At 56.7% G+C, this 15,328-nt stretch carries 17 protein-coding genes; 13 read left to right on the top strand and 4 right to left on the bottom strand.

Features of this window, described 5'->3' with window-relative positions:
• Window position 1: 1 nt before the first annotated feature.
• A complete protein-coding gene (leuC, locus tag ACR0DK_RS14000; RefSeq protein WP_170395174.1) occupies window positions 2-1,405 on the bottom strand; it encodes a 3-isopropylmalate dehydratase large subunit in 1,404 nt (467 codons plus the stop codon).
• 43 nt (window positions 1,406-1,448) lie between these two features.
• On the bottom strand, window positions 1,449-1,544 hold the full coding sequence (locus tag ACR0DK_RS14005; protein ID WP_260023663.1) for an isopropylmalate isomerase: 96 nt from the start codon (window positions 1,542-1,544) through the stop codon (window positions 1,449-1,451).
• Between the two features lie 123 nt (window positions 1,545-1,667).
• Between ACR0DK_RS14005 and ACR0DK_RS14010 the strand changes: the two genes are divergently transcribed.
• From ACR0DK_RS14010 to ACR0DK_RS14025, 4 genes are all read left to right on the top strand, one after another.
• On the top strand, window positions 1,668-3,029 hold the full coding sequence (locus ACR0DK_RS14010; RefSeq protein WP_170395177.1) for a mechanosensitive ion channel family protein: 1,362 nt from the start codon (window positions 1,668-1,670) through the stop codon (window positions 3,027-3,029).
• 164 nt (window positions 3,030-3,193) lie between these two features.
• Complete coding sequence (gene rsfS / locus ACR0DK_RS14015) at window positions 3,194-3,553, top strand: ribosome silencing factor (protein WP_039541351.1); 360 nt, start codon at window positions 3,194-3,196, stop codon at window positions 3,551-3,553.
• A gap of 44 nt (window positions 3,554-3,597) precedes the next feature.
• Window positions 3,598-4,068 (top strand): 23S rRNA (pseudouridine(1915)-N(3))-methyltransferase RlmH, encoded by a 471-nt coding sequence (rlmH, locus tag ACR0DK_RS14020; RefSeq protein ID WP_170515789.1) that lies wholly within the window; start codon window positions 3,598-3,600, stop codon window positions 4,066-4,068.
• A gap of 1 nt (window position 4,069) precedes the next feature.
• Entirely contained in the window at window positions 4,070-4,555 is a 486-nt protein-coding gene (locus ACR0DK_RS14025; protein ID WP_223117431.1) for a flavodoxin family protein, read from the top strand.
• A 3-nt stretch (window positions 4,556-4,558) separates the two neighbouring features.
• On the opposite strand, the gene ACR0DK_RS14030 is transcribed toward ACR0DK_RS14025, so the two are convergent.
• Together ACR0DK_RS14030 and ACR0DK_RS14035 are read right to left on the bottom strand one after the other, a co-directional pair.
• Window positions 4,559-4,906 carry a hypothetical protein gene (locus ACR0DK_RS14030; protein ID WP_223117432.1) on the bottom strand — a complete coding sequence of 116 codons (348 nt, stop codon included), beginning with the start codon at window positions 4,904-4,906 and terminating at the stop codon, window positions 4,559-4,561.
• Between the two features lie 35 nt (window positions 4,907-4,941).
• Window positions 4,942-5,652, bottom strand: a complete 711-nt coding sequence (locus ACR0DK_RS14035) for a DUF599 domain-containing protein (RefSeq protein ID WP_480437407.1) — start codon at window positions 5,650-5,652, stop codon at window positions 4,942-4,944.
• Between the two features lie 80 nt (window positions 5,653-5,732).
• Between ACR0DK_RS14035 and ACR0DK_RS14040 the strand changes: the two genes are divergently transcribed.
• The 9 genes from ACR0DK_RS14040 (at window position 5,733) to ACR0DK_RS14080 (ending at window position 15,328) form a co-directional block, all read left to right on the top strand.
• Complete coding sequence (locus ACR0DK_RS14040) at window positions 5,733-7,172, top strand: FAD-linked oxidase C-terminal domain-containing protein (protein ID WP_170423285.1); 1,440 nt, start codon at window positions 5,733-5,735, stop codon at window positions 7,170-7,172.
• A 50-nt stretch (window positions 7,173-7,222) separates the two neighbouring features.
• Window positions 7,223-8,317: an FAD-binding protein gene (locus ACR0DK_RS14045; RefSeq protein WP_480736680.1), complete on the top strand. Its 1,095-nt coding sequence runs from the start codon at window positions 7,223-7,225 to the stop codon at window positions 8,315-8,317.
• 3 nt (window positions 8,318-8,320) lie between these two features.
• On the top strand, window positions 8,321-9,634 hold the full coding sequence (gene glcF / locus ACR0DK_RS14050; RefSeq protein WP_480736682.1) for a glycolate oxidase subunit GlcF: 1,314 nt from the start codon (window positions 8,321-8,323) through the stop codon (window positions 9,632-9,634).
• A 117-nt stretch (window positions 9,635-9,751) separates the two neighbouring features.
• Window positions 9,752-10,537: a trypsin-like serine peptidase gene (locus ACR0DK_RS14055; protein ID WP_170423291.1), complete on the top strand. Its 786-nt coding sequence runs from the start codon at window positions 9,752-9,754 to the stop codon at window positions 10,535-10,537.
• Window positions 10,537-11,352, top strand: coding sequence for a trypsin-like serine protease (locus ACR0DK_RS14060; RefSeq protein ID WP_170396061.1), 816 nt, complete (start codon window positions 10,537-10,539; stop codon window positions 11,350-11,352). Before ACR0DK_RS14055 ends, ACR0DK_RS14060 begins: the two co-directional genes overlap by 1 nt.
• A gap of 122 nt (window positions 11,353-11,474) precedes the next feature.
• Entirely contained in the window at window positions 11,475-11,942 is a 468-nt protein-coding gene (locus ACR0DK_RS14065; protein ID WP_170395206.1) for an Hsp20 family protein, read from the top strand.
• A 223-nt stretch (window positions 11,943-12,165) separates the two neighbouring features.
• Window positions 12,166-12,597, top strand: a complete 432-nt coding sequence (locus ACR0DK_RS14070; RefSeq protein WP_170515464.1) for a hypothetical protein — start codon at window positions 12,166-12,168, stop codon at window positions 12,595-12,597.
• A gap of 209 nt (window positions 12,598-12,806) precedes the next feature.
• On the top strand, window positions 12,807-13,886 hold the full coding sequence (locus ACR0DK_RS14075) for a hypothetical protein (protein ID WP_480707558.1): 1,080 nt from the start codon (window positions 12,807-12,809) through the stop codon (window positions 13,884-13,886).
• Window positions 13,887-14,203: 317 nt separating this feature from the next.
• Window positions 14,204-15,328 carry a hypothetical protein gene (locus ACR0DK_RS14080; RefSeq protein WP_480736686.1) on the top strand — a complete coding sequence of 375 codons (1,125 nt, stop codon included), beginning with the start codon at window positions 14,204-14,206 and terminating at the stop codon, window positions 15,326-15,328.

A 15,328-nucleotide genomic window follows, 5' to 3' on the forward strand; every position in this document is an offset into this window, starting at 1 on the left:
CTTACATCAATTCACGGACGTCTGTCAGCCGTCCTGTGATTGCCGCAGCGGCAGCCATTGCGGGGCTCAGCAGATGGGTACGCCCACCTCGACCCTGACGGCCTTCGAAGTTGCGGTTCGAAGTCGCGGCACAGCGCTCGCCCGGTTGCAGCTGGTCGGGGTTCATCGCCAGACACATTGAACAGCCCGCGAGACGCCACTCGAAACCGGCATCTTTGAAGATCTCGGCCAAACCTTCTTCTTCGGCCTGTGCACGCACCAAACCCGAACCCGGTACGACCATGGCGCGCATGCCGTCCTTGATCTTCTTGCCTTTCAGGATTTCCGCCGCAGCGCGCAGGTCTTCGATCCGACCGTTGGTGCAAGAGCCGATGAAAACGGTGTCGATTTCAACATCGCTCAGCTTTTGACCGGCTTCCAAGCCCATATACTCGATCGAACGGCGGGCCGCGTCGACTTTACCGCCTTCGAAATCTTCGGGATGTGGTACGGATGCGGTGATCGGCAGCACATCTTCGGGACTGGTGCCCCAAGTGACGACTGGCGCGATATCTTCACCACGCAGCGTGATGACTTTATCGAAATGCGCATCTTCGTCGGTGTAAAGCGTCTTCCACCAGTCCATCGCGGCTTCCCACTGCGCGCCTTTGGGGGCATGCGGGCGGCCTTTGACATATTCAAAGGTGGTCTCATCCGGTGCGATCAGGCCAGCGCGGGCACCGCCTTCGATGGCCATGTTACAGACGGTCATGCGCCCTTCCATCGAAAGATCGCGGATCGCTTCGCCGCAATACTCGATGACATAACCTGTGCCGCCAGCAGTACCGGTCTCGCCGATCACAGCCAGAGTGATATCTTTGGCGGTCACACCTGGCTGCAGTTTGCCGGTGATTTCGACCTTCATATTCTTGGACTTCTTCTGGATCAGAGTCTGGGTGGCCAGAACGTGTTCAACCTCGGACGTGCCGATGCCGTGGGCCAGAGCGCCGAATGCACCATGAGTCGCCGTGTGGCTGTCGCCGCAAACAACGGTCATGCCGGGCAGGGTCCAGCCCTGTTCGGGGCCGACGATATGCACAATGCCCTGACGGACGTCGTGCACAGGGTAATAGTGAATGCCGAAATCTTTGGCGTTCTTGTCCAGTGCCTCGACCTGAATGCGTGATTCCGGGTTTTCGATACCATTCACACGGTCCGGCGTGGTCGGAACGTTGTGATCCGGCACGGCGATGGTTTTTTCTGGCGCGCGCACCTTGCGGCCCGCCATGCGCAGGCCTTCGAATGCCTGTGGGCTGGTCACTTCGTGCACCAGATGGCGGTCGATATACAGCAGGCAGGTGCCATCATCGGCCTCGTGGGCGACATGGGCATCCCAGATCTTGTCATAGAGTGTTTTGGGGGACATCGGTCCTCTCCCGTATGTAATGAGAAATAGCTGGCGAGTTGGCTTAGGCCGCCGATAGGCGGGCCAAGACCGTGCGGGCAGCCCCAAAGAACCGTTCACGCAGACGCGCGCGATCTTCCAGATTCTGTTCTTGGGCCACATTGAGTCTCATACGCACCAGATATAACGGGCATTCGTGTCAATCAAGGTTCAATCCCAACCGTCTCACTGCGGGCTTGCATCATCCAGCATCGCTGTCCAAGCTGACCTGCAGGAGAGGTGAATGAACCAGGATTTACTACCGGAGACGCTCTCGGAGCTTTACGCCAACATGACGGCGGCGTTTTCCTCGCAAATTGAAGGTCTGGTCGAGTTGATCGTCACCCCGGGATGGCGGCAGTATCAACTCATCATCATCCTGTTTCTCTGGGCAATCTCATTCTTGCTGAAACTGCTGACGCAGGGCCGATGGGAAACCTGGGCGAGGGCCCGGGTGGGATGGCCGAAATGGCGTCTGCGGATATTGATCCAACTGATGCGCCGTCTGACGCTGGTGTATTTTGTGTTGCTGTCTGGTGGGCTTTATCTGGTGATGCAACAGGTCACATGGCCGTCGCGGAGCTATATACTTGGTGTCTTCGCAACGCTGGCTGTCGCATGGCTGGCCATCGCGTTGGTTTCGCGATTGGTGAGAAACCGAACGCTGCGACAAATATTTAAATGGTCTATGTGGGTCTATGCCACGTTGATTGCGTTGAACCTGACGGATGATGTAGCCGGGTTCCTTGATGGCGTCGCCATTTCTATCGGTGATCTTCATATCTCGGCGCTGGGCATCATCAAGGCTGTACTGCTGATCGGCGTCCTGCTGACTTTGGCGCGTGTCGGCACACGCGCGGCTGAGCGCGGCCTTACGAACAATCAAGACATAACACCATCGATGCAGGTTCTTCTGGCCAAGGGTATTCAGGTGCTGCTCTACGGGGCGGTGTTCATGGCGGCGATCCGCACCCTCGGGTTTGATCTGACTGGCATAGCGTTGCTGTCCGGGGCCATTGGCGTCGGGATCGGGTTTGGCCTGCAAAAAGTGGTTTCGAACCTGATCTCGGGCATTATCATCCTGATGGACCGGTCGATCAAACCGGGCGACGTGATTTCACTGGGCGACACATTTGGTTGGATTAACGCGCTGGGCGCGCGCTATGTCTCGGTGGTTACGCGGGATGGTCGGGAATATCTGATTCCAAACGAAGATCTGATTACCAATCAGGTTGTAAACTGGTCGCATTCCGACCGTTTCGTGCGGTTGGATCTTGATTTCGGCACCAGCTACGACGACGACCCGCACAAAGTCCGCGCGACAGCGATCCGTGCCGTCAAGACGGTCGGTCGAGTGCTGAGTGGAGGCAAACATGAACCTGTCTGCCATATCACTGGTTTCGGTGACAGCAGCGTGGACTATGTGTTGCGCTTCTGGATCAGTGATCCGAACAAGGGTCTGACAAACATTCGAGGCAATGTCTTCCTGGCGCTGTGGGATGCGTTCAAGGTCGAAGACATCTCGCTTCCGTTCCCGCAGCGTGAAATCCGCGTATTGGGCGGCCTGGAGGCCGACGCCGAGGTGCAACATCTCGCCAAAGAGTGACTGGATGTGGGGCGCAGCGTCGGCCCTTTCATTGAAATGTTGCAATCCCCTTGTTACCTTATTAGTACCCCGGCGCCGGGGTTTGGCGGCGCGCAGCAAAGGAGGACTATGTCCTGTCTCTACATACACAGGCGGGTTTGCCCGCCGATGATGGGGCCGGTGTAATGGCCCACTCTCAGTCAATCAGCGACAAGCTGCTTGAACGTATCCTTTCCTCACTTTCCGATGACAAGGCCGAAGACGTCGTGCAGATCAACCTGCAAGGTAAGTCTTCTGTTGCGGATCACATGGTGATTGCCTCAGGTCGGTCGACCCGCCAGGTCTCGGCCATGGCGGAAAAGCTGACGGATCGCATCAAGCAGGAATTCGGTTTCACCTCGAAGGTCGAAGGCAAGGATGCCGGCGACTGGGTGCTGATCGATACGGGCGACGTGGTCGTTCATATCTTCCGCCCCGAAGTGCGTGAATTCTATCAGCTGGAAAAGATGTGGCTGCCTCAGGGCGGCAGCGCCTCGGCGAATTGAGGCGCTATCCCGGCCTGTATTGAGGGGTCGGAGGCGAGAGAGACATGCGTATCAGCATCGTTGCGGTCGGGCGATTGCGCGCCGGACCGGAGAAATCCCTGCTTGACGACTACCTGACCCGATTTGACAGGACCGGCCGCGCGCTGGGCCTTGGTCCTGCGAAGGTGATCGAGGTCGAAGACAAGAAAAACGCAGGCATGGGGGCCGAGGCGGCCCTGCTGCGCAAGGCGCTGCCCAAGGGTGTGGTGATCTGTACGCTAGATGAGCGCGGACGGGTGTTGTCCTCGCCTGAATTTGCAAAAAAGCTGGGTGGATGGCGCGACGCGGGCCGACAGGATCTGGCGCTGATCATCGGCGGAGCGGACGGAATAGACCCAAATCTGCGGGCGGAGGCTGATTTTTCCCTATCCTTTGGGTCAATGGTCTGGCCCCATATGTTGGTCCGTGTGATGCTGGCCGAGCAACTTTACCGGGCCGCGACCATCCTTTCAGGCGGCCCTTATCACCGGGTCTGACATGGCGCAGCTATTGATCGTCTACCATTCGCGCACCGGCGGCACCCGGCAAATGGCTGAAGCCGCAGCCGAAGCGGCGCGGGATGAAGCGAACACCATCCTGAAAGCCGCCGATCAGGCCGGGCCGAACGACTTGCTGGCCTCCGATGGCTATATCTTCTGCGCGCCCGAGAACCTGGCCGCGATTTCGGGTCTGATGAAAGAGTTTTTCGACCGCTGTTATTATCCTGTGCTGGGGAGGATCGAAGGTCGACCCTATGCGCAGATGGTCTGCGCCGGATCAGATGGCGAAAATGCCGCGCGCCAGATGGCTCGGATCGCAACGGGGTGGCGGTTGAAAGAGGTGCAACCGCCCCTGATCATCTGCACTCATGCGCAAACACCCAAAGCGATCTTGGCCGAAAAGATCATTCCTGAAGAACAACTTGAAAACTGTCGTGAGGTTGGAGCGGCCTTGGCCGCAGGTCTCAGCCTCGGGGTGTTCTGAGGGTCAGTTCAGATCGACCACGGTCGTGTCTTCGCTCCAACCACCGACATTGTCGCGCGCCTGAATTTGCACCTGCGTGGTCCCGTCCGGAATCACCACCCCGCCAAGTGAACGTGTAAAGGGCTGCTCATCGACATGAGGGTGATGCAGCACACGCATCCCCAGCTCGTTCCCCTGCATATCCAGAACACGCCAGCCATCGGCATAGTCATCCCATCCGGTGTCGGAGTGGCGGATCGTGACGTCGAACCGCCAGGTATCCCCATTTGATTGGGCTGAAACCTGTTCGACCATCGGAGGGTCGGCGAATGCGGGGCTGGCCAGTAAGGCGCTGAGAATCAGATATCGCATGGGGTCAAACTATGCGCTCGCGCATCGCATCGCGATCACGACTCTGTGTTTGGTGGCGCAGTCATGATTACGGTGCGTGAATGCGAGGCGAATTCGCGACGATAGAGCACACCGAATGTGGCGATTGAGCTTAGGATCAGGGCTACCGGTCCAAGTATCCATGCGATTGAAGCCAACGCAAAATATGTCGCCCGCAACGCGCGATTGAAACTACGAGCCGCCGTGATGCAGATATCAGCAGATTGTGTGGCGCGTGGATAGGCCTGTGGATCATCGGGATCATTTGGAACAGCGGCCATCAGAATTGCGCAATACCCAAACAGGCGATGCGACCAGACAAATTTCAGAAAAGCGTTCGACAGAAAAAGCAGAATAATCAGTATCTTGATTTCCCAAACCATGGCAGGCGCACGGCCGATGGCAAGATCTTCAGCAACCCCAGCAAGGCGTTCGGTATTGCCAAGCAATGCCAAGCCGCCGCCTATTGCAATCATGATTGTCGAAGCGAAGAACGTGCTGCCCTGGCGCATGGCCGAGATCACTTGTGCATCGAACACACGCGGCTGGCGCGTCACCATTTCACGCATCCAGACCTTGCGGAAATCATCCATCATCAATGAAACCGACGGTTTCTGAGAGGACGGATTTTCGATCCTCCATCCAATCCCTAGCCATGTCGCGAACAACAGCAAAACGGCAGCATAGTCCAGCGAGGAAAACAGTAATGTGCGGTCGATCCAGGTCATGCCGCGACACTATTGTTGGATTCGGTAACTTGCCAGTCGATAAAATTGGTAATATAATTTTACCAAATGGAGGATCAGCGATGGAAATGCCCAAGCCAAATCCGGATGTCTTAGCACGCAAGCAGGCATTGGTTGCGCGACTACAGCAAGTGCTGCCGAAGGATGCTGTTATCCATGAAGAGGCCGAGACAAGGGCTTATGAATGTGATGCGCTGACCGCCTATAAATGCCCGCCAATGCTGGCTGTACTGCCTTCGACCACGCAGCAGGTTTCCGATGTCTTGCGTATTTGCCATGAACTGGGTGTGCCGGTTGTACCGCGCGGCGCGGGCACGTCATTGGCCGGTGGCGCCCTGCCGACGGCAGATTGTGTGATTCTAGGCGTTGCACGGATGAACGAAGTTCTGGAAATCGATTACGACAACAGGTTTATCAAGGTGCAATCCGGCCGAACCAACCTGAGTGTAACCGGTGCCGTTGAAGAAGAGGATTTCTTTTACGCTCCCGATCCCTCATCCCAGCTTGCCTGCGCCATTGCCGGGAATATCGCGATGAATTCGGGCGGGGCGCATTGCCTGAAATACGGGGTGACGACCAACAATCTGATGGGTGTGACTATGGTCATGATGGATGGCAGCGTGGTCGAAATTGGAGGTGCCTATCTGGATGCAGGCGGGTTGGACCTGTTGGGTGTTATCTGCGGATCCGAAGGGCAATTGGGTGTCGTAACTGAAGCAACGTTGCGCATCCTGCGCAAACCTGAGGGTGCGCGGCCCGTTCTGATGGGCTTTGACGATAATGAAGTGGCCGGTCAATGCGTCTCTGACATAATCAAATCGGGCATATTGCCTGTCGCGATCGAGTTCATGGACCGCCTTTGTATTCGAGCCTGCGAGAATTTCGCCCAAGCGGGTTATCCTGATTGCGAGGCGTTGCTGATCGTCGAAGTTGAAGGATCAGAGGCAGAGATCGATAGTCAGTTGTCGAAGATTATCGAGATCGCCAAGCGGCATAATCCGGTTGAGCTGCGAGAAAGCCAATCGGCTGATGAAAGCGCCCGTATTTGGCTGGGGCGGAAATCGGCCTTTGGCGCGATGGGGCAAATCAACGATTATATGTGTCTGGATGGGACGATCCCGGTCTCATCGCTACCCTTCGTCCTGCGCCGGATCGGGGAGCTGAGCAAAGATTATGGCCTGCCAGTCGGCAATGTGTTCCATGCCGGTGACGGCAACATGCACCCCTTGATCCTGTTTGACGCCAACAAACCCGGCGATCTTGAGAAATGTGAAGCGTTCGGGGCGGACATCCTGAAGCTTTGCGTTGATGCGGGGGGCTGCCTGACTGGTGAGCATGGGGTCGGCATCGAAAAGCGTGATCTGATGACACACCAATATGAACCACAGGATCTTGAGGCGCAGATGGCGGTGAAAGATGTGTTTGACCCGAATTGGCTGTTGAACCCAGCCAAGGTGTTTCCGCTAAAGGCGTCTGCCACGCGCAGGATGGCCGCGGAATAGATGAGCCTTCCCCATCAATACCCAGAGTATTTGCGAAAAGATGAAGTGCCATGACACCTGAAACCGAGGCTGAACTTGCGGACATCGTTGTCGGCCTGGATGGCCCAGTGCGTATTGCCGGAGGCGGCACGCGCGGCCTTGATGGGCCCGAGCCTGTGCTGAACCTGTCGGGACTGCACGGAATTACACAGTATGAGCCGGGCGCATTGACTCTGGTCGCGCATGCCGGGACTCCAGTGACTGAGATCGAAGCGGCTTTGGAGGCCGAGGGCCAGCAACTGGCGTTCGAGCCGATGGATCATCGCGGTTTGCTGGGCACCACGGGGGAACCGACAATCGGCGGTGTTGTCGCGGCCAACATCTCGGGGCCGCGTCGAATTCAGGCTGGCGCGTGCCGGGATTTCCTGTTGGGCGTACGTTATGTCGACGGGTTGGGGCAGGTGATCAAGAATGGCGGGCGGGTGATGAAGAATGTCACCGGTTACGATCTGGTCAAGCTCATGGCGGGTTCCTGGGGCACGCTAGGGGTGCTGTCCGAGGTCTCACTGAAAGTGCTGCCTAGACCTGAGGTCGAGACCACTCTGGCAGTCGGGGCCGCTGATGTAGGAACCGCAGTTGATCTCATGTCCACTGCCCTGAAATCCCCCTTCGAGGTGAGCAGCGCAGCCTATGATCCACTGGATGGTCAGGCGCTGTTGCGGATTGAAGGATTTGCCGACTCTGTTGCCTATCGGGTAGGTCGATTGCGCGAAATCCTTGGGGGCGAATGCACCGAGTTAGAGAATTCGAGCAACCACTGGGTCGATCTGCGCGATCTGCGTGCGTTTCAGGATCTGGAAGGTGATGTCTGGCGCTTATCGGTGAAACCCGGCGATGCAGCCAGCCTTGCAGAACGGATCGACGCGGATCGAACCTTATTTGACTGGGGCGGGGGCTTGATCTGGGTATTGGTGCCAAAGGGCACCGATCTGCGTGCACGACTGGGTCACTTTGAAGGACATGCAACGCTGGTACGCGCAGAGGCTGACACCATCGTTGAATTTGGGCGATTCCAACCGGAGAGCACGCAGATTCAGGCTCTAACAAAGGCAATTCGGAAGAGATTTGACCCTCGGAACGTGTTCAATCCGGGTCTGATGGGGTAGGCGATGCAGACGAAATTTACCGAAAAGCAGTTGCAAGACCCAGCGATTCAGCGATCCAACGAGATACTCCGAAATTGTGTTCACTGTGGTTTCTGTACAGCAACCTGCCCGACTTATCAGGTGCTAGGCGATGAGTTGGACAGCCCTCGCGGGCGCATCTATCTGATCAAGGACATGTTGGAGAATGAGCGTGTTCCGGACGAAAAGACTGTCAAGCATATCGATCGCTGCCTATCTTGCCTCGCCTGCATGACCACGTGCCCCTCGGGCGTGCATTACATGCACCTCGTGGACCACGCACGGGAATATATCGAAGACAACTACAAGCGCCCGTTCTCGGATCGGGCTCTGCGCTGGATATTGGCCAGAATCCTGCCTTATCCGTCACGCTTTCGCTGGGCTCTAATCGGGGCAAAGCTGGGTCGTCCGTTCCGGTTTCTGATGCCGGATGCCCGGCTGAAGGCGATGCTGGACATGGCGCCGAGATATATTCCACCGGTTAGTCGCAATGATGACCCTCAGAGCTTTGCAGCAAAAGGCGTTAAGAAGAAACGCGTCGCCCTAATGACGGGCTGTGCGCAAAAAGCGCTCAACACTGACATCAACGACGCGACGATTCGCCTGCTGACCCGATTGGGCTGCGATGTCGTTGTCGTCGAAGGTGCCAGCTGTTGTGGCGCGTTGACCCATCACATGGGTAAAACCGGTGAAAGCCATGCGTCTGCTGCAGCCAATATCCGGGCCTGGACACGCGAAATGGATGGTGATGGTCTGGACGCGATCGTGATCAACACCTCGGGGTGTGGGACCACGGTTAAAGATTATGGGCACATGTTCCGCAGTGATCCGCTGGCGGCGGATGCGGGGCGTGTATCCGCCCTGGCGATGGATATCAGTGAGCTTTTGGTGCAGCTGGAGATGCCGGACAGCGACAAGAAAGAACTGGTTGTTGCCTACCACGCGGCGTGTTCATTGCAGCATGGGCAAAAGGTTACCTCTTATCCCAAGAACCTGCTGAAATCTGCTGGATTCACAGTGTTAGAGCCTAAAGATAGTCATTTGTGCTGTGGCAGTGCAGGAACCTACAACCTGATGCAGCCTGAGATTTCGGGTCAGTTGAAACAACGAAAAGTGCGCACGCTTGAGGCCAGGAATCCTGATGTTATCGCGGCAGGTAACATCGGATGCATGATGCAGATCGGCTCTGGGACTGACACGCCCGTTGTCCACACAGTCGAGCTGCTGGACTGGGCCACCGGAGGGCCGGAACCGCGCGCATTGCGCGACGGCATGGCTGGGGTACCCCAACTGCGCTGATCGATTGCTGCACCCGCGCATCAGGTCCGGTTGAATTTCATCCAAGGGGCAATTGCCCTATTTTCGCCGCACCAACGGCATACGAATCTTGGTCGGACCTCATGACCGGAGACCCGCGTGCGCAACTGGATCACGGCTATTGTCTTCAGCTTGCTGCCCTTGGCAGGACAGGCGCAGGATACTGGGCTTAGGAGCCTGGAAACCACCGATGCTGGGCGCGAGTGGATGGCAGTTGGTCGGCTGGATATCGACGGCACCGGGTTTTGTACCGGATCGCTGATATCTCCGACTCTGGTACTGACGGCTGCGCATTGTCTGTACGACAAAACCACGAAACAGCGAATTAATCCGGCCCGGATCGAGTTTCTGGCCGGTTGGCGCCTCGGTTCCGCCTCGGCTTATCGCCCGGCGCGTCGAACAGTGGTTCACCCCGACTATGTGTATGAAGGCAATGTTTCTGCAACGCGGGTGCGTCATGATATTGCGCTGATCGAGCTGTGGCAGCCGATCCGCAACACCTCGGTCATTCCTTTCGAAACCGGACGTCGTCCTGCCCGCGGTCAAGAGGTGGGGGTTGTCTCGTACGCGCATGACCGCGCCGAAGCGCCAGCACTGCAGGAAGTCTGTTCCGTCATTGGGCGACAGGCTGGAATTCTGGTTATGTCCTGCAACGTGGATTTTGGGGCATCCGGCGCGCCGATCTTTTCGTTTGACGGCGAGCGGCCACGCATTGTGTCGGTCGTTGCAGCGAAGGCCGAATTGCAGGGTCAACGCGTTGCGCTGGGCACCGCCTTGGATGAATCGCTGGAATTGTTGCGGGCCGAGCTTTCGCAGGGGCGGGGTATGAACGCCACATTGGACAACAACACCAAAAACCTCGGAGCAAAGTTCCTTAAGCCATGATGCGTGTTTTTCTAAGTATCACCTTGCTTGTTTCTATTCTCGTAACTGCCGCGCAGGCCCAGACCAGCAGCAAGCGCCGACTGACGGATCGCGATGATCTGTATGGGTGGGAGGCGGTCGGACGTCTGGATATCGGCGAACAGGGCTTTTGCACCGGTACTTTGATCGCAAAGGACATCGTGCTGACAGCGGCGCATTGCGCTGTGAGCAAGGCCACCGGAAAACCCTATGCCCCCGGTGAATTGACCTTTCGCGCCGGTTTGAGCGACGGTCAGGCGCTTGCGGATCGCAAGGTCATCCAGATTGCGACCCATCCCGATTTTGTTGCCAATGCGCCGGTATCGGCGTCACGTGTTCGAATTGATGTGGCTCTAATGCGGCTGGAAGAGCCGATTCCCTATTCGATTGCTGATCCGTTCGCCCTGCACAGCGGCCGCGTCAGCGACAGCGAAATCAGCGTCGCCTCGTATGGTCGCGGTCGGGCCGAGGCGATCACGCGCCAACGCTCTTGCCGCATCCTGCAACGCGGGCAGGGGCTGATCAGCTTTGATTGCGATATTACATTCGGTTCGTCGGGCTCCGCTATTTTAGCAAAAAAAGGCCCGCGTTGGCAGATCCTGTCGGTTGTTTCGGCGGGCGCATCGGATGGTCAACGCAAGATCGGCTACGGGATGGAGCTGTCGGGGATTGTCTCGGAACTCAAGGCGATATTGCGTCGTGACGCGCCCCGACCCACGGCAACAATCCGCAGATTGCAGCCGGGTTCAGCCAAGTCCAGTTCGGGTGCTAAATTCCTCAGCGCGGGCGGGTCTTGAACCCGGTCCTTTTACTTCCCATCTGAGTTTTACCGGATCGCCAAAGCTGGGGTCCGGCATAAATCACCGCCCGTCCATTTCGGAGGGCAATTTTGTGAATCGCTCAAAGATGAGGATACGACATGCGTACATTTGACTTCGCACCACTTCACCGCGCAACCATCGGTTTCGACCAGATTGCAGACATGATGGACCGGGTTTTGACCAATGACGTGGCTCAGCCCAGCTATCCCCCTTACAATATCGAAAAGACCGATGCTGATACCTACCGCATTTCGGTCGCTGTTGCCGGGTTTTCCGAGGCCGATCTGTCGGTTGAGGTAAAGGAAAATTCTCTGGTGGTTTCCGGCAAGAAAGCTTCGGACGAAAAAGAGCGCAGCTACCTGCACCGTGGCATCGCCACCCGCGCGTTCGAGCGCCGCTTTGCTCTGGCCGACCACGTTCGTGTCACCGGCGCGAGCCATGAAAACGGCATGCTGAACATCGATCTGAAGCGCGAAGTGCCAGAAGCGCTGAAACCGCGCCGGATCGAAATTTCGTCTGGCAAGGCCATTGAAAAGGACGTGGTTGACGCCAAAGCCGTGAACTGAGGCTGTTGATCACTTAGCGACAGTCCCGCCTCTCTGGGTTGTCGCACCACACGCCCCGCGTTCCTCCAGGCGCGGGGCGAAGTTGTATCCATCGCAACACGGACATGGTGGGCAACACGTTTTCACGAAAATCTGGCAATAGTTTAGGTCGTCAGGCTAGTCTCTTCTGGAACACTTCAATGAACTGAATTTCGTTCAGTGCCTTCAGAGGGAGACGAAATAGATGCGAATGAAATCCGTTTTTGCCGCTATGGTCTGTGCCGTTGTTGCATCGACCACACTGACCGCGACACCAACCCGTGCCAACGATACAGGAGCGCTTATCGCTGGGGTCGCGTTGGGTGTGCTGGGAGCGTCGATCGCCAAACACCATCACAAGCACGGATCAAAATACCAGAAGCATCCGCACGTTTCGCCCGAGGAGAATGCGATCGGGCTTTGTATGCATCGGACCCACACCGCCATGAGCAATCAGGGCTACTATGCCGTCGATTTTGAGCGGACGCTTTCCTATACGACGAATTCTGATGGCATCGATCTGATTGATTTGGAGGTCGCGCGCTCAAAGGACAGCAATGATGCGCGGAGCCACATAAAAGCCCATTGCGCTATTCAAGATGATTCTGTGGTTAATTTCCGGTATTCGAACTACTGAGCTTGCCATCGGCAGCTTCAACTTAAGAAATCCAAGAGCTTCTATTTTCCCTTCTGAAAACCAGCGGGCAATGTGTCTCGGCCTTGTCTCTGCTTCTATCTTTTTAGCGTCGAGTTTGTCACAGTCTTGGTGATTTGGAGACCTAAGGGGATGTAAATTTCCATAACATTCCCTATGTCATTGGATGATAAGAAGAATAGGGATAGCAGATGTCGAACCAGCAATTCGAAGCATTGATTCAAGAGACGCAACAGAAAGTCCGCGAAAGCCAGTCGCAGATTGAAGGCTTGACCTCACGGATCGAAGCGGCGCGTGCCAAGATCGGAACCGCAGAGGCAGATATCGACATTGAAAATGCCACTTTGGAAGATGTGCACGCCCATACCGAGGTGATGAACGCCAACATCGCTGAGCTGATCATGGGGCTCGACGACGTGACCAACGCGTTTTCCAAGGATTTCGACGAAATGCGTTCGAAAACCGGGTGGGAGTCGTTCGTCGGCATCTTCGCCAAGGCCAAATCCGAGTCCATGCGGCAGGAACGCATGCGCACCGCCAATATCGACGACAAGCTACAGGACCTGATCGCTAAATCGGATGTGATCGTCAAACTGCTTGAAGGACAGTTGGCCGTGCTGGAAGAACAGCGCGTCAAGGTCGAGGACAACCTGACCGTCACGCTGGACGACCGCGAGGCGACCGTGGCCGAACTGGAGGCTTTGCGGGCAGAGATTCAGGGCATGGACCCGGCGATCATCACGCTGGAAAACAAGATCAGCGTCGAACAGGATGCCGCCGCGCGGACTCAGTTGGAAACCGAACTGGCTGACCTGAATAAGCAATACAACGCCAAGGTTCAGGAAGAGCAGGTCAAGCTGGCCAAATCCCAGACGCTGGAACGCTATATCGAAAAGGGTAAAACCTGGGTCGATTCACTCCAGAACCAGGCGGCGACGCAGATGGTGCTGATCAACAAGCTGCAGACAGATACGCAACAGCGCGTGGTGCTGTATGATGCCCTGACCAAATCGCTGAAAACCGCGCAGCAGCAGGACGTGGCCCACCGCATCAACGAGATCGGCGTGCAAACTGACCAAGAGGCGCAGACGGCGATGGCCGCCATCGGCACCGCGACCAACCAGAAAATGGCCGACATGCTTGAGGCGCATGAGGACCACATGGTCTTTGCCCGCGACGTGCTGGAGAAAAAGGCCAAGGCGGATGAGCGGTTCGCGCGGCGCTTTGCCTCGATTGTCGAGAAGCATGATAAGAATTTGTATGGTGGTTAAGTGCGTTTCGCTCACCAACAATTTCTATTACTAGCAGTTAGTCTTGGTCCCTTGGAGGTGCCGAGATTCTTGGAAAAAATTGGTTTTATAGATCAGAAGCCGACTTATCCTAAAGTGCTACAGGCATTGCTTATTGCAGTAATTGCGGCTTGCTTAATGCGACTTCTGTGTTGGTTGAGTTGGGGCAGCGAAAGGGGGCGGCGTTTTCAGTACTCGGTTGGGATCAACCCTCAAGTAGTACTGCATAGAGTCGGTTCGCCTCTCTTTAGATGGTGGTTTCATATCGACAAAAACGGGAAGGACTTGGACGCCCCAAGATGACCGATACCAACCCCACCCAAGACCATGTCGGCCTGACCGACACCTTCGCCTCACGCCGCTATTTCCGCAAATTCGAAGTCATCACCGTCCACCTCCTGCGCGTGGCCGCGACGATGGAGGCGGAGGGCGCAATCAGCAAGCAAGAGGTGCGGATCGTGTCGCGCTACCTCTCGGGGCTGCTCTACACCTTCCGCGCGCTTTCCATGAAGTATCTGCTGGTCGGTCGCGATACGGGACGGTTTTTTGGCAGCCTTGCGATGGACAAGCGTGACAGCGGGTTTCCGGTGGCGGCTGAGCTGCTGACCATGGCCAATGACGCGCAGCAGGCGCAGGTGCATCTGGCGAATATGCCGTCCGAGGATGACCTAAAAACTGACATGGTGCGGACGATCATTGGGGATCAGGAAATCCCCACCAAGCTGCAATTCGCGCTGTCACAAAGGCTCTACTATGAGGAATTGCTGAAAGGTCAGCTGTTCTGGGCCCGCAACGATCCCGAATGCCACTGGATCGGGAATGAGGGCGAACGGCGCAAGTTCATGATCCACTGGGCGGTCTATGACAGCCAGATCAACCTGCCGGTGATCTATCTGATGCAGCTGGAGGATAGCGGCAAAACCGCCCTTCCCAAAGACCAACGCCGCTGGCCCGAAGTGCAGGCGCATCTGATGGCGCAGTCTCTGGGCGGGTTGAAACTGGTGACCATAGCCAAAGGGTTCGATCAGGATTTCGACGACCTGCACCCCAAACACCTGCGCCGCATCCATGTGGGGCCAATGTATTCCTCGGCCTATACCGAACAATCCGGCCCCCTGCGGCAGGTGCTGGAGGATGCGCAATCTCCGCAAGGTCAGGATTGGGCGCTGGCCTGGACCACGGAAGAGCTGGAAAGCGAAGATGTGATCGAAGAACGCGCCGGTTGGTTTTCCACCGTCGAACGTGAGGTCTTTGCTCTCGACCCATTCGGCGCGCAAGGGGCCGAAACCGGGGCCACACGCACCCAACGGTCGATCATCTTGCCCCAGCGTCCGTTTCAGGTGCTGGCCGAGCGTAACCCTCCAGGGTTTGCCGATGTGCGCAAGTTCGTGGTCAGCAAGTCAGGGCAGGTGTTGAGGTATTAG

The organism is Ruegeria sp. CE6 (assembly GCF_056537485.1).

Excerpts from the sequence above, each read along its gene's own strand:
- ACR0DK_RS14065 (WP_170395206.1), top strand. The coding sequence starts at position 11,475 with ATGCGTACATTTGACTTCGCACCACTTCACCGCGCAACCATCGGTTTC.
- ACR0DK_RS14075 (WP_480707558.1), top strand. The coding sequence starts at position 12,807 with ATGTCGAACCAGCAATTCGAAGCATTGATTCAAGAGACGCAACAGAAA.
- ACR0DK_RS14070 (WP_170515464.1), top strand. The coding sequence starts at position 12,166 with ATGCGAATGAAATCCGTTTTTGCCGCTATGGTCTGTGCCGTTGTTGCA.
- glcF (WP_480736682.1), top strand. The coding sequence starts at position 8,321 with ATGCAGACGAAATTTACCGAAAAGCAGTTGCAAGACCCAGCGATTCAG.
- rlmH (WP_170515789.1), top strand. The coding sequence starts at position 3,598 with ATGCGTATCAGCATCGTTGCGGTCGGGCGATTGCGCGCCGGACCGGAG.
- ACR0DK_RS14010 (WP_170395177.1), top strand. The coding sequence starts at position 1,668 with ATGAACCAGGATTTACTACCGGAGACGCTCTCGGAGCTTTACGCCAAC.
- ACR0DK_RS14030 (WP_223117432.1), bottom strand. The coding sequence starts at position 4,906 with ATGCGATATCTGATTCTCAGCGCCTTACTGGCCAGCCCCGCATTCGCC.
- leuC (WP_170395174.1), bottom strand. The coding sequence starts at position 1,405 with ATGTCCCCCAAAACACTCTATGACAAGATCTGGGATGCCCATGTCGCC.
- ACR0DK_RS14045 (WP_480736680.1), top strand. The coding sequence starts at position 7,223 with ATGACACCTGAAACCGAGGCTGAACTTGCGGACATCGTTGTCGGCCTG.
- ACR0DK_RS14060 (WP_170396061.1), top strand. The coding sequence starts at position 10,537 with ATGCGTGTTTTTCTAAGTATCACCTTGCTTGTTTCTATTCTCGTAACT.
- ACR0DK_RS14025 (WP_223117431.1), top strand. The coding sequence starts at position 4,070 with ATGGCGCAGCTATTGATCGTCTACCATTCGCGCACCGGCGGCACCCGG.
- ACR0DK_RS14080 (WP_480736686.1), top strand. The coding sequence starts at position 14,204 with ATGACCGATACCAACCCCACCCAAGACCATGTCGGCCTGACCGACACC.
- rsfS (WP_039541351.1), top strand. The coding sequence starts at position 3,194 with ATGGCCCACTCTCAGTCAATCAGCGACAAGCTGCTTGAACGTATCCTT.
- ACR0DK_RS14040 (WP_170423285.1), top strand. The coding sequence starts at position 5,733 with ATGGAAATGCCCAAGCCAAATCCGGATGTCTTAGCACGCAAGCAGGCA.
- ACR0DK_RS14035 (WP_480437407.1), bottom strand. The coding sequence starts at position 5,652 with ATGACCTGGATCGACCGCACATTACTGTTTTCCTCGCTGGACTATGCT.